At 43.7% G+C, this 13,598-nt stretch carries 13 protein-coding genes; 3 read left to right on the top strand and 10 right to left on the bottom strand.

Annotated elements, in window-relative coordinates:
• The first annotated feature begins 312 nt into the window (after positions 1 to 312).
• Positions 313 to 1,359 carry a serine/threonine protein kinase gene (locus LEP1GSC050_RS01495; RefSeq protein ID WP_010569299.1) on the top strand — a complete coding sequence of 349 codons (1,047 nt, stop codon included), beginning with the start codon at positions 313 to 315 and terminating at the stop codon, positions 1,357 to 1,359.
• Positions 1,360 to 1,880: 521 nt separating this feature from the next.
• Here LEP1GSC050_RS01495 and LEP1GSC050_RS01490 read toward each other — a convergent pair.
• A complete protein-coding gene (locus LEP1GSC050_RS01490) occupies positions 1,881 to 2,306 on the bottom strand; it encodes a hypothetical protein (RefSeq protein WP_010569298.1) in 426 nt (141 codons plus the stop codon).
• Between the two features lie 172 nt (positions 2,307 to 2,478).
• Between LEP1GSC050_RS01490 and LEP1GSC050_RS01485 the strand changes: the two genes are divergently transcribed.
• Together LEP1GSC050_RS01485 and LEP1GSC050_RS01480 are read left to right on the top strand one after the other, a co-directional pair.
• Positions 2,479 to 3,693 (top strand): EAL domain-containing protein, encoded by a 1,215-nt coding sequence (locus LEP1GSC050_RS01485; protein ID WP_010569297.1) that lies wholly within the window; start codon positions 2,479 to 2,481, stop codon positions 3,691 to 3,693.
• 82 nt (positions 3,694 to 3,775) lie between these two features.
• On the top strand, positions 3,776 to 3,997 hold the full coding sequence (locus tag LEP1GSC050_RS01480) for a hypothetical protein (protein WP_020987024.1): 222 nt from the start codon (positions 3,776 to 3,778) through the stop codon (positions 3,995 to 3,997).
• 34 nt (positions 3,998 to 4,031) lie between these two features.
• Here LEP1GSC050_RS01480 and LEP1GSC050_RS01475 read toward each other — a convergent pair whose 3' ends face one another.
• From LEP1GSC050_RS01475 to LEP1GSC050_RS01435, 9 genes are all read right to left on the bottom strand, one after another.
• On the bottom strand, positions 4,032 to 4,943 hold the full coding sequence (locus LEP1GSC050_RS01475) for a DMT family transporter (protein WP_010569295.1): 912 nt from the start codon (positions 4,941 to 4,943) through the stop codon (positions 4,032 to 4,034).
• Positions 4,944 to 5,067: 124 nt separating this feature from the next.
• Positions 5,068 to 5,757, bottom strand: a complete 690-nt coding sequence (locus LEP1GSC050_RS01470; RefSeq protein ID WP_010569294.1) for a hypothetical protein — start codon at positions 5,755 to 5,757, stop codon at positions 5,068 to 5,070.
• A gap of 136 nt (positions 5,758 to 5,893) precedes the next feature.
• Positions 5,894 to 6,106: a hypothetical protein gene (locus LEP1GSC050_RS01465; protein WP_010569293.1), complete on the bottom strand. Its 213-nt coding sequence runs from the start codon at positions 6,104 to 6,106 to the stop codon at positions 5,894 to 5,896.
• Between the two features lie 62 nt (positions 6,107 to 6,168).
• Positions 6,169 to 7,233, bottom strand: coding sequence for a bile acid:sodium symporter family protein (locus LEP1GSC050_RS01460; protein ID WP_010569292.1), 1,065 nt, complete (start codon positions 7,231 to 7,233; stop codon positions 6,169 to 6,171).
• Positions 7,230 to 7,922 (bottom strand): hypothetical protein, encoded by a 693-nt coding sequence (locus tag LEP1GSC050_RS01455; RefSeq protein ID WP_010569291.1) that lies wholly within the window; start codon positions 7,920 to 7,922, stop codon positions 7,230 to 7,232. Before LEP1GSC050_RS01455 ends, LEP1GSC050_RS01460 begins: the two co-directional genes overlap by 4 nt.
• Positions 7,923 to 8,005: 83 nt before the next feature.
• Positions 8,006 to 8,647 (bottom strand): glycerol-3-phosphate 1-O-acyltransferase PlsY, encoded by a 642-nt coding sequence (gene plsY, locus LEP1GSC050_RS01450; protein ID WP_010569290.1) that lies wholly within the window; start codon positions 8,645 to 8,647, stop codon positions 8,006 to 8,008.
• Positions 8,644 to 10,023, bottom strand: a complete 1,380-nt coding sequence (gene der, locus LEP1GSC050_RS01445) for a ribosome biogenesis GTPase Der (RefSeq protein WP_010569289.1) — start codon at positions 10,021 to 10,023, stop codon at positions 8,644 to 8,646. Before der ends, plsY begins: the two co-directional genes overlap by 4 nt.
• Position 10,024: 1 nt before the next feature.
• Positions 10,025 to 10,504 (bottom strand): SsrA-binding protein, encoded by a 480-nt coding sequence (gene smpB, locus LEP1GSC050_RS01440; RefSeq protein ID WP_010569288.1) that lies wholly within the window; start codon positions 10,502 to 10,504, stop codon positions 10,025 to 10,027.
• A 36-nt stretch (positions 10,505 to 10,540) separates the two neighbouring features.
• Entirely contained in the window at positions 10,541 to 13,573 is a 3,033-nt protein-coding gene (locus tag LEP1GSC050_RS01435) for an AAA family ATPase (protein ID WP_040910835.1), read from the bottom strand.
• Positions 13,574 to 13,598 lie beyond the last annotated feature (25 nt).

Genomic DNA, 13,598 nt, shown 5'->3' with positions numbered 1-13,598 from the left:
CGTAGAAATTGAGAGAAAAACCGTATGAGTATAAGCGGATTTTGCTTTTTCATTACTACGAATTACATCCGAGGCCAGAATCGTAACTGCACAGCTAGATTCCAGATGATCTCGATGAATCCGACTTAGATAGGCCCGGATAAGAGACTCAAGGGTGTGATTTTTTCTCCTTTGGAAGCCACAGAAGGTGGATAAGGAATCGTAGGAACAGCTTTCGGCAAAGAAGAATTTGTAGCACTCGTGGCGAAAGCGGCTGCTGCAAAATAATAAAAAATCCTATGATTGCTAGTTTCTATCCGGATACTAGCAATCATGGAGATCCCGGGAAAAGAATTCTATAATCGATTGGATATAGACTCTGTCTTATCCGCGGTAGAAGACGCGGGGTTTCCGGTGTCCGGGCATTGTCTGGCCTTAAATAGTTTGGAAAATAGAGTCTATGATGTCGGGTTAGAAGAAGGCGGCCATCTGATCGTAAAATTCTATCGTCCCGCTCGTTGGAATCTGGAGCAAATTCTGGAGGAACATTCCTTCCTTGCAGAATTGTCCGAAGCCGAAATTCCGGTCATCGCTCCTATCAGGCTTAAAGAAGGAACTACTATCCGGGAAACAAAAGGAATTTATTATACTCTTTGGCCGGCACAAAGAGGAAGACTTGTGGAAGAATTGGACGAAGAGTCTTTGACAGTACTCGGAAGATTGGTGGCGAGAATTCATAATGTAGGCGCTGCTGCACCCGCAAAACATAGAATCACTCTTACCGTTCGAAATTTCGGAGAAGAGCCGTTGCGCTTTCTGATCGAAAAGGATTTTTTACCTTCTTCCCTTCGAAATCGTTACGAGACTGCCGCAGGTAAAGTGTTTCAATGCTTTCACGAAAATGCAAAGAACGTTCCGTTTCATAGGATTCACGGCGATTGTCATAAAGGAAATTTAATACGAACCGACGACGGTTTTTGCTTTATCGATTTTGACGACTTCGTGACCGGTCCTGCGATCCAGGATCTTTGGATGCTTCTCCCTTTCGGCGATTCCAAGGCCGATTATGAGAGGGGGATTTTCTTATCCGGTTATCGCGAATTTAGGCATTTTTCCGACAGTTGGTTTCATCTTGTCGAACCCTTGCGCGGATTACGGTATATTCATTATTCTGCATGGATTGCGAAGCGATGGGAAGACCCTTCTTTTCCGAATGCGTTTCCTCATTTCGGCTCGGACGAATACTGGGAAAGAGAAACGACCGATTTGGAGCGACTTACCTCCGGTTTAGTAAGAGATGAACGACTATCTGAAGAAGTGCCTTCTGTCGCTGAAGCGCAAGAGCTGACAAACAAGGATTTCTTTTGGGATCTGGAATAGCAGAAGACTGATCATTGATGAGCGGAGTTTCCATGTTCTATAGAAAAATTCTTGTGTTACAGTAGATCTTTCCTTTACTTCTATTACTTTTCCAACATCGCGCAGCTTCTGTTTAGCATGAACAAAGCGAACTTGTCAGTCCTCTGTCCTCCGTGCAGGAGCTCCAACAAAAAACTCTTCATAAAAAATACTTGGCAAATCCGAAGATTTATGATATAGAGCCGAGCACCCTCGCCCACGAGCCCTCCTCCTCCACCCGAAATCAGGGTGGGGGCCCGCCGAATGGCCCGCACTAGTACGACCTAGTACCGCACCGGAGATGCGCAGGGCCGCCAGAAGACTGAGGACAGAACATCGATGAGTGGAGCTTCCACGTACTAGAGAAAGATTCTTGCGTTACAATAGATCCTTCCTACTTCTATCGCCTTTCCAACACACGCTGCTTCTGTCCAGCGTGAGCAAAGCGAACGCGTCAGTCATCTGCTATCGGTTAACCGAATATAATAAGAGAAAACCTGGCGCTAGATCTTGTCCTTCTCTTTGAATTTCGCCTCTTCCGTATCATTACGGCTCTTCCAATATTGGTAAAAGCCTACAAGAGCTACGATCACCGTATCGTCCAACCAGCCCGGAATTAGATCCGGAGCTAGTAAATAAATCAATGCGAATATGAGCGGCCAGAATCTCCGCAAGGTTTGAATCGGCTCCGGGTCCTTCCAAGAAAGCCAGGCCGAAAAAAATAAGGAGACGATCAGCAAGAAGATGGAAATACCCAAGGCAAATATATGACCGAAAAGCAGGAAGAGCCAATCCTTCCAGCTAACGGCCTGGAAGTAATCGTCTTTAAAAATGAATATCGTGAAAGCAAAGGATAAAAATAAAACGACTGTCGGCACCACAATCGCAAATAGGCATCCGTTTTTAATGGTTTTTTTCCTTTCGAGCATAAGGGTGTCGATTTAGAACTCGAAGGAAACCTCAGTCAACAACACAAAATCAATCGATCAATATCAGAATAAAGCCCGCCGACTTCTCTCCCAAATAAGTCCCCCATAATAAATCGAAGAAACGCTTCATTTTTCGTTTGATATAAGAGATATATTATCCAATATAGCAGAAATGCGGTATTTAGAAATTCGCGATGCGGAAGTGCTGCCATTCTTCCAACCCATTCTTTCGGTCGAGGACGGGAGCATTTTCGGACACGAGGTCCTTGCAAGAATAAAAACCGATCGGGGATGGGAAAGCGGAGGTTATTTGTTTTCCACAGAAATCGGGCTGTCCGATCAGGATCTTTCCGCATTCGAAGCTTCGATATGGAAATCGTCGATGAGGAAAATCCGGGGATCATCGACTAAACATCATCTTTTTCTAAATATCTCGCCGAATCGTTTATACAGAGAATTGGAAAACGAACGAATCGATTCCTTTCGCCTTCTTAAATTCGCAAGAGAGTTCGAGATCGAACCGAAGCAAATTATCCTAGAGATAACCGAGGAGGAATTCGCGGGAAGCTTGGATTCTCTTAGAATTGCAGTGGATTTACTTCGGGCGTACGGATTCAGAATTGCAGTGGATGATTTGGGTTCGGAAGCATCCGGGATAGAAAGAGTCGGTTTGCTTCGTCCTGATTTTTTGAAGATGGACCTTAGATTGATTCGCGCTTCTGCTCGATCTCCTTCGATAAGGAAAGTAATGGAACATATCCGCGATCTTGCTTTTTCCTTAGGAGCCTCCGTCTTATACGAAGGTTTGGAAACTCGGGAAGAAATGTATTTTGCTTTGGAAGGAGGAGCTCGGTTTTTGCAAGGATATCTTTTACAAAAACCTTCGCCGGAACTTTCGAATAATAAAAACACTCCCTCCTTAATTAGGGAAATGGTCGATTTTTTTCATGAGAAAAAGACCGAGCAGATTTCGGCAGAAATCGCATTCGAAAAAAAGATACAAAATATACTTCGAGAAATTCTAAATCCGTTTCCGATAATTAAAATCGCAAGTAGGTATATTATCGACGCATATACTATCTTTATGACCTCGAAGGAGATCCACCGCGCATACGTTACTGACTCGAAAGGAACACAACTCTCTCCGTATTACGTTCGAACCGGAGAAAATTCATTTAGGGAAAATAGCCAAGGAATCGGAAAAAACTGGTCCTATCTGCCCTACTTTTATAAACAACTTAGGGACTCGTTCAGAAAACCGGAAGATTGGGGAGTTAGCGATCGTTATTACGATAATGAAGCGGTCAAAGATCTGATCGTTTTTAGCAAAGAAGTCGAACCGGGTGCCTACGTTTTCTTAGATATAACCGCCCCGAAAATTCATTAGATGCGAAAATAGTCTAACCTTCGGGTAAATATTGATTTGCGCACCTGCCTTGAAAAATTTGTCCCAGAAGGATCTCTCTTTTATGGACCCGTTATCCACGCAACTGCTACAAGATATATACTCCTCCACGCAAACCGGAGGATTTCTTACCATGCGAGAACTGGAAGTTGAAACCGCCGTATCTGAATGGAAGCTACGTCCTTTCTTAGAGGATTTGAAAGAAGGGCGATTTATTCATGAGCATCCCGAAGGATTTCAAGTCGCCCCGAAAGGCAGACAGTTCTATGAAAGTCGATGGGGATAATCTTATTCGATTAAACAATTGTTAAGCGAAATAGTCAGGATTCTGCCTGTATTTCCGTCTTTTTAGTCCGATTCCCGTTCAAAATCAAAACCGCGCTCACTGCGAGGCTACCTCCGAAGAGGGTCGTAAGACTCGGGACTTCTCCCAGGAAAATCCAACTACCCAGCACCGCCGTGGCAGGAACGAGGAAGATAAAGGAACTCGCAATGCGGGAACCTAGTTTAGTGGACGCGAAAAAATAGACGGTCGTTCCGAAAGTCGTGGAGATTACGGAAAGATAAAAGATCTGTCCCCAAAACATCCAATCCAGGGAAAATACGTTCGATAAACCGTAGGGAAGAGCGAATATAAAATCAAAAATCGTTCCTATAGTAAATACGTAAAAGCTATAAACCAGTGGAGAAATCTTTTGACCCGTGCTATGACTATTCATACTTAAAATGGCCCAACTAAATGCGCATAACAAAAAGAAAATATTTCCGGACTGAAAGACTCCCTCGGTCGGTTTGTCCCAGATATGCAATAATACGAGACCGCCCGATAAACCAAGCAGCAGGCCGAACGCATCCTTCTTTCCCGGATACTGCTTTTGCAACAAATGACCTAATATGTATGTAAAGATGGGATTCATCGTGGTTACGAGTACCCCTCCTGCACCCGCGAATCCGCTGCTTAAGCCCAGCAAAAAAAATTGGTTATACGCAGTATACAATACTCCACCGACGCATACTTGGAAAAAAGATTTTATATCCGGAAGTCGTAGGGACTCTTTTCTCCAAAGGAGAATCGGAAGTATCGAAATCGCAGTCGCTAAAAATCTCCAAAAGATAATCACATTCGGATTCTCCAATCCAACGATGCTCTTTGCAGAGGGCCAAGCGAAACCCCACGAAATCATTGCAATAACAAGAAGAATGTAAAATTTTACGGAAGAAGTAATTTGCATCGAGTTACGAGGACTCCGGATACCAGCTTTTATAATGAAATGGGTCGTTCAATCGAATTTGTCGAAAGCGAAAAAAGAGGCCCCGGTTCGAATCCTATCGATTCGGGTTTCGTCAAACTAAGCACTACAGTTTATTAGCAAGAATGTAATTCCTGAGCGATTCTAGATTAATTCGCTCCTTCTGAAATTGCAGACTATTTAACGTCAGCGACAGATTATTTTCCCGATCCTTGTAATTATTGATTTTCATAACCGGATTAATGATACTTAGTACGATATCCCTTTCTACCAATGCCCCGGCGACCGAAACATAAACGGAATTGTCTCCGTAAGTTTGCATATTCTTCGGTACTTCAAATCGATGAATCAGAGATTCCTTGCGCGAAGTTTTAAGAACTACGTAAAACGGATCGATCGGATACAGCAAACCGTTCTTTTCCTGGTATTCTTTTTGCCAGAGATAATGAAATCCTAGAATCATCTTAACCGAATTCTTCATTCCTTTTTCGGTTAAGAATTCGCTCTTTTTAGTGAAGACAAATTGCGTGGCCTTATCTCCGGTACTGAAAACATATTGTCCTTTAAAATCGTTAAAATTCTCAACTTTGCCGGCAAGAATCGTGATAAAGCTTAAATCCCCCCGATTGATTCCGAGTACGGTCAGCTTCTCATTCGTGGCGATCAAGATATTAGGGTCTAATTGTCCGTATTGAAAGACAGAATTCGGCGGTAAGGGAACTGTTGAATTACCAGAGCCGGAGGAGCAGCCTATTAAAAGTAATAAGCCGCAAATTAAGACAAATCTTTTTTTCATCGCGCCTCCGCAAAAGAACGAACGTCTTAAAAATCCGCTTTATAGTTCTTTCATATAGCTATCTCAATGAAGAGACGTTCCAGTCGATGCGCTTGGGAAAAGCCCGGGAAACCGCCGAGCATTCGGTCATCAAAATTTATGCATTTAGATCTATGAGATAGCCACGCCTGAGCATCTGATCGTCAGTGTTTACTCCAACCTTTGCGATCGATCTCGGTCCGGTAACGACGGAATCCATATTTGACAACGGGTGAAGGCGATCAGGCATATTTCGAATCGTGAATTCGGATTGGGAGAATTGGCGTGCCGCCCGATTATTGCTCCCGGCTGCGTTAATTTCTTGTAGCATTCTGCGAATTTCCTTTTTTTTCTAACTATATCCTTTCCGAAAAACCTTGTAAAGCTGGAAAATTAGGGATTAGTCAACTTCTTATCAACGTATCCCGCGACAATATGCTGAATCAAATTATAAAAAATAATCGGTAGCATTACCGAGGGGTGGTCTACTAAACTTAAAGAAGCTAGCACCAGACCGGTTCCGTTATTATTCATCCCAAGCCCGAAGACCAAAGAAGAACGTTCCGAATCGGAACTTTTAAATATCCGAGAAAGTACGAACCCCGTAAAAAAAGCGAAGGCACATAATCCGCCGGTAATTAAGACGATTATGAATAGAAAATCCCAGTCCGGCTCTCGGAATACGCCAGGCAGAACAACCGAGGCATTCGAATAATTCAAAATCAATAAATTAAGCAAATTCACGTCCTTGATCGGTTTCTTTGCGGCTTCGATAGAAGTCTTTGGTAGTAAAAAGTGAAGGCCGATACCTGCGACCGTCGGAACCAGAACGGATAGAAACAAAAAGGCGCCGATGCCATCGTCCGCAATTTCGTGCAAATCGTCGGAGTAATCTCCGGTCGTAATGAACCCGATCGAATGCAAACCGATAGGAGTAGTCACCGGACTTAGGATCGTTGAAAAAACGACAAGCCCTAAACTCAATGCAAGATTCCCGTTGGATTTTTGCGACCATGCCGTAGAAGACGCAGCTATCGGCATGGAAGCGATGAGCGCAAGTCCGACTAGAATGTTCTGCACTTCGTCCGGATTATGCCAGAATATCATCAACAAAGAAACGAAATACGTAAATGCGATCGGAATCGATAAATTGGAGAATAATCCGACGATCAGGAGAGTCGGCTTCTTAAATAAATTCATCAATTCCGATCTATGAATTCCTAATCCCGCATTAAAGAGCAGCAAGGAGAGAAGAACCAAAGATAATGAAACCTTAATGTTTCCTCCTCCAAATAGGTGAAATTGTCCGAAATCGGTATCTCGAATAAGCAATCCTAATTGCGGGAAAGCTCCTCCGACAAGATAAGAAAAGATGATACAATAAAAGAAATATTTGTGAATGAATTGAAAAAAAGATTCGATCGATTCTGAAATCCTATTCCGAAAGCCTTGATTCATAGAGCTTCTCCTTCCCACCGAGGATAAATAATTTCTTCGTCCTCGTTCGATTCGGCATGTTGCACCATCGGAACATCCTCCAATAAATGAAACCCTCGAGGCTCCTGTGCAAACTCCGGAAAATATTCGAAAAATAATTTGGTCGCCACGATTCTATAGGATGCGGGATAATAAACCTTAAACGAATCGGTAAAATCCAGCTCCGGGAGTTGATGGAATTGGATTTTATCTTCGAAGTTAATAAAATCCTGCTTTGAAAAACCGATACTCCTTGATACGATTTCGTCCTTGAGCATAATCCAGTCCAACTTAAATCGCATTCGATATCCTTGAAAAGCGGAAGAGCGTTGCATTAAATTAACGATTCGCATTAAAGGATATTCTAATTGGGAATACGGAGTCAGATATACCATCAAATACCTCTGACTAAAACCGAGGGGCTCCCAAACTCTCTCGGGTATCATTTTTAGTTTTGAATCCGCTTTTAGGCCTTCCAGCATGGAATGAAGAGTAGGGGCGTTTTTTTTCTCGGTGAAGAATTCCTGTATTGCGATCTCGCCGAATTCGCCGAAATACAGCCATTTATAAAAATCCTGAATTTCGAGACTCGGATGTCCAACCAGGAACTGGTTTATGCTAGATATCTTTTCTTCTCTAGTTCTATTTTCGTCGATTTCCCTGTGAATCATGCACGAGCGACCGGCCCAATCCTAACATTCGACTCCGGCGATTTCAACCTTAAAATTAAAGATGAAATCGTTTCAAACTTAGGTCAGTCTTCGGTCTGTTTTCTGTATTTTTCTTTGTCGGAAGAGAACTCGCTTCCCCTTATTAAACGAAGTAAGTTTGTACGATGCAATATCAAAATCGCGGTACTGATACTGCAAATCGCCCAAAAAGTGGGAGTATGGAAATCCAAACCTTCTATACGAGATAGTAAGACGTAGCTGATCGGTAAGGAAATCGCTCCACCTATCGAACCTAAGGAGACGAAACCGAAAACTTTCTTCAGAAATAAGAATACTACCAGGCTGAAAAAAACCGATCCCGGAGCCAAGACTAAGAAGACTCCGAAACTCGTCGCAACGCCCTTCCCTCCCTTCATTTTTAGAAACGGGGAAAAAACGTGGCCGGCTACGGCTGCAATTCCGCATAATAAAAGGGTTAACTCGGAATTTATATGTAGCGCGTATTTCGCAAATACTATCGGTAAAATGCCTTTAGAGATATCTAATAACAATACGGGTAATCCGACTTTCCAGCCTAATAGGCGAGTAACGTTTGTTGCCCCTATGTTTCCGCTACCTTTCTCGCGAATGTCCACCCCTCCGATATACTTCGCTATAAGAAATCCGAACGGAATCGAACCTAAAAAAAACGATCCGAAAGCAAGGAAAATAGAAGCAAGGTTCATTTTCGATCGGACCTCAACTCAAGTCGGATCGGAATTCCCTGAAGGGAGTATTTCTCGGTCAGTCTTTTTTTTAGAAAGCTCAGTAGGTTCGGTTTGAAATAATCTATATGGTTTACGAACAAAATTAGATGAAAGGGCGAGACGGAAACCTGCGTGCAATAAAGCATCTTAGGAGGTCGATTCGCGGAAAAGGAACGTCCAGCTTCCGACATCCAAGCTCTCAACGATTGGTTCAATTCTGACGTAGTGATTTTTCGTCTAGACCGTGCCGCTAAATCCACGGTCATTTCCATGAGTTTGTGAATTCGTTGCTTCTCTTTCGCACTCAAGGTGATAATTTGGATCTCTTTTAAGAGCGGAAAACGGGAATACAATTTATCCTTATAGATATCAAAGGATTTCGTATCCTTGTCTTCGACCGCGTCCCATTTATTTACCGCTAACAAAAAAGGTTTACCGGCTTCCTGCAATAATGAGACGATTTTTTTATCGAATTCCCCGAATCCTTTTAACGCATCCATCAAGTGAATTACGACGTCCGATGCCTCTATCGATCGTTTTGTCCTTTGATAAGAATAAAATTCCAAGGCTTCGGCTTTGTCGGCTTTTCGTCTAATGCCGGCCGTATCGGTAATTAATATCTGCTTCCCTTCGAATACGAGCGACGTATCGACTGAATCGCGTGTCGTTCCCGCAACTTCGCTTACCACTGCACGCTCATATCCGCATAGTGCATTCAATAAACTTGATTTTCCAGCATTCGGCTTTCCAACGATTGCCAAACGAAAATCGTAGGAAATATCCTTTGCGCCTTCTTCGGCTTCGATTTTGGCCACGTATCGTTTCGCGTCGGGAAGTAAAAATGCGATTTTTTCGAGTAACAGGCTGAGATTTCTACGTCCGATCGCGGAGATGGGAAGAATTTCGGATAATCCTAAACGATAAAATTGATCCAAGTCCTCCTCGTCTTCCGGATTATCCACTTTGTTTACGCAGTAAAGAACCGGAATTTGATTTAGCTCCGGATCTTTTCTGAATCTTTCTATGAGTCTTGAATCGTACGGAGTCATTTCTCTTAAATCCAGAAGAAACAGAATTAGATCCGATTGAGCCAACTGCCTAAACGCGTTTTCTAAAATGGCTTCGTCTAATCCGTCCGGCTTTTCGATGTCCAGACCCGGAGTATCGCAGAGATGAAAATCCAATCCTCTCTCGGGGTTTAGAACGCGAGCTTGTAGAACGTCCCTAGTCACTCCCGGATAATCTTCGGTGATCGCTAATTTCTTTTTAAGTAACGAATTGAATAAAGTCGACTTACCGACATTCTGGCGTCCGACGATGCTAACCATCGGTACATTACGTTTTTTTGATGCCATTTTATGAGTAGTTCTTAGCCTTAATAGCGCGAGCGATTTCCATTTTTGCGTCGCTCTTTTTCAAGTCTTCCCGTTTATCGTAAAGCTTCTTAGGTTTGGCCAAGGCAAGCTCCACTTTGGCCCAACGATTATCTTTGAAATAAACCTTTGTAGCGATGAGAACGAGCCCCTTCTCTTTCATTTGTCGATCCAGCTTATCGATCTCTTTTTTTTTGAGGAGAAGTTTACGAGGACGGATCTCCGGGTGATTTGCGTATCCGCCGTTTTTATACGGAGTGATGGAAAAACTATCTAGATAAACTTCTCCGTTTTTGATTTTTGCGAATGCATCGGTTAGATTCGCTTTCTTCTCGCGTAGACTCTTCACTTCGGATCCGGACAAAACGATCCCCGCTTCGATAAAAGAGATCAGTTCGAAGTTAAATCTGGCTTTTTTATTTACCAGCGGCTGCGGGCCGGATGTTTCCTTTTTCTTTCCCATTTCCAATCGTTTTGACGGCCGACGGCCGTCCCCAAATTAATTTCGGGTCGAATGGTGGGTGAGAATAATCCGTCCCAATTCCGCCCCGATTAAGTTGGGCATATTATAAAAGTTTTCCGAGGTTATCTGGATCGAGTCCGGAAAAATATGCTCGGCAATGTAGCGCCTTCCCAGACCGACTCCGAGGAAAACGTAGTTTTTATTCGAATGTTTCAAAATCTCGGCTTTAAGTCGGCGATTGTCCCGAGATTGAATTTCCTGCTCGATCTCCGCTTTTCCCCTTTGTCCACGAAAATCGGATATCATGACCAGGATCCTAGTTTGGGCTTCAGGCGAAAAGTAGGATTCGATCTTCTCGAGCAATTGATACTCTTCAATCGAGTCACCCTGCCAATCGCTCCTTAGAGAATCGAACATTTCCTCTTCTTTTTTTGCGTCGTACGGCTCTTCGATTCTCTTAATCTCTACTAAATCGATTCGATCCTTCCTATTTAATCGATCCGAATACGCCGTTACGGAAAAATTCACGTCGTGTTCGTCCAGAATATGAGCCGAAGAAAGCATGGCCGAAAGAGTAGCGACCGCATATTCGAAGTTGAAGATTCTCCTAGCCTTAGATACTAGAAAAGCGACTTCGACGCCCTTTAGTTTTTCCTCGTCCTTATCGATGGTAGTTTTATCGAAAACTTTGGAGTCGCCTTTTCCGGAAAGAAAAGAGATATATTTTCGAGTATCGATTCGATTTCCTTCGCTTCGATACATTCTATTGATATCGATCTCCGGATCAAAAAGCCTCTCTAAATTGAGTTCGACTTCTTCCAAGCTTCGCCCGAAGACTTCTTTAAATTCTTTCAGATTGGCTTGAACCGTATATTCCCAAAGGATACGTCGCTTTGCAAGGAAGGCCTTATAGAGTTCTTCCGTTCTGAAACCCCAGGCGCCTCCGCCTCCTGCAGGTTCGCCCTGGCCCATATTACCGCGGGTCTCTTGCCCATACCAAGCATCGGCGCCTTCTTTAACGGACCCGCCGGTAGGAGGCGTATTGATTTCCAATCCTTTACGAAGTTCCCCTCCCGAATTGAGAAGTTTAGCCTTTCCGGTAAGCGGCTCCCTTTTATGGAGTTCCGGATCCCACCAACGACTCTTTTCGATTGCGGTGGAAGGTGTCAGAGTTTTTTTTTTCTTGTCTTCGAGTTCCTTGAAGAACTCTGAGACGATCTCTACACCCGAAAGTTGCAATTCAAGAATTCTTTCCAATTCCTTACGCTCTCCCGGATCGGCGATCTGGTTGGAGTAGGCGATTTTTCCGCCTCGAAAGGCCACCTCTCGCAAGCCTTCCTTCCCTGCCTTTTTATCCGCATAGCGATGAATATGATCCTTCCACTGTAGTAAATTAGAAAGACCGAAAGTATAAGGCATTAAATTGGCCGAGCCGATCGTTCTTTTCTTGGATAGATCCTTGATCTTAGAATGGAAATCCGACATCTTATCGATCAAATCGCCTTCCGGCAGATAAAAGCTTAAGATTTCCTTAAGCGTTTCGATATCCTCTAAATCGGGAAACAATATGGAAGTGAATCGGTTTCTAAATGCCCTAGAAATCGTGGGAGTCGATTTGGTTTTACGATAAAGCTTCATCGCAAACACGCGCGAATCCTCTTTGAGTTCAACCGGTATAGTCTCTCCACTTTCCGGCGGTAAGACCAGGGAACGTGCATCGTCGGTCAGCATGTTCAGCTTTTCCACAAGCTCCGCGCCGGCGGCTTCCAAGTTGGTAATCAGAATATTTCCACCTTCGCGAATCCCTTTAGTCAAAGGCCCGTCCACCCAGCCTACTTCCGATCCTGTGGTTGGCTTCAACGCACCGATGATATCCGAAGTGTGAATTCCTTTACAAAGATGTACGGTTTCGAGCGGTAATCCGTTTGCTTCGGTGAACAGAGGTAGAATCAGTTGCGGATCCTGCTCCTCCGAATATTCGATTAGAATATTTTCCTTAAATTCCACGGCGGAATAGACTCTTTCGGCAAATTCCCGTAATTTTAGGGGCAAGGGAATGCTTGTGAGAATTTCCTTTGCCTTGGACTCATTCAAAACCGGAATTCGTTTATCATTACAGTATAAAAACCCCTTATGAACTTCGAACTTCGGTTCCGGCAATTGAGGAATCGCGGATAAACCGGTTTCCTTAAGGATAAGTTCGACTTGAGCCTGACGATCTTCGTTCTTACGAAACGGTTCTATATAAAAATTCCATAATTCTCTAAAGCGTAACTCCGGGCTATCCGCCTTGAGTCCTAAAATGCGGCTGCAAAGTTTCTTAAGATTTCGGATATTGAAATGGTATTTTTCCAGATCGCCTTTTCCTATCGCTCCCGAAACGACTCTGGTCTCCGTCTCGAGGGAAATCCGAATACAGGATTTAAGCAGTTCGCTTCCCATGTCCGGATATAATTTCTCTAATATAAACAGGATCTCATCGGGACTATGAGGGTCTACGTAGACGACGGAATAGTATCTAGTGATATCGAACGGAAGAGGCTTTCTACCTTCGAAACCTTCCGATGGATTTTGCGTACCGATAAAGTTGAATCCGTTCGACGCATGGATTCTGGCTCCGTTTCCTTCGATCAGTTCCAGGTAATTGGATTCGTAGATAGTGGAAAATCGCTTAATGATATGCGGGGGACAAAGGTTCATCTCATCGGCGACAAAGCTAGCCCCGGAACGAACCGCCGAAGTCAATGGTCCGTCGGCCCAAGCAAATCCTTTACCGTCCAGCAAAAGCCGATACGAACCGATTAAATCTTCCGGTAAAGTATCCTCGTTAAAGCTGAAACGAGCGGTCGGATGGTTTCGTTTGTGATTGATATAATAAATTAATGCGTTTTTTCCGACTCCTGCATCTCCGATCAATAATACCGGACGACCTTCTAATAAAGGATAAAGTATGTTCTGAAGATTGCGAACGGTCGAGTCCGTCTCTACAAGATCCGAACCGAGACTGCCCGAGTTGTTTCCGATTTTTGACACTGGGACTTTTAATCCTGCGATTTCAACGGCTTCCATGGCTCCAAAATGAAGGAGCCGGATC

The organism is Leptospira broomii serovar Hurstbridge str. 5399, from assembly GCF_000243715.2.
In the GTDB taxonomy this organism is placed as follows: Bacteria; Spirochaetota; Leptospiria; order Leptospirales; family Leptospiraceae; genus Leptospira_B; species Leptospira_B broomii.
The sequence above is the reverse complement of the archived record's forward strand: the minus strand, read 5'-3'. Positions and strand labels throughout refer to the sequence as shown.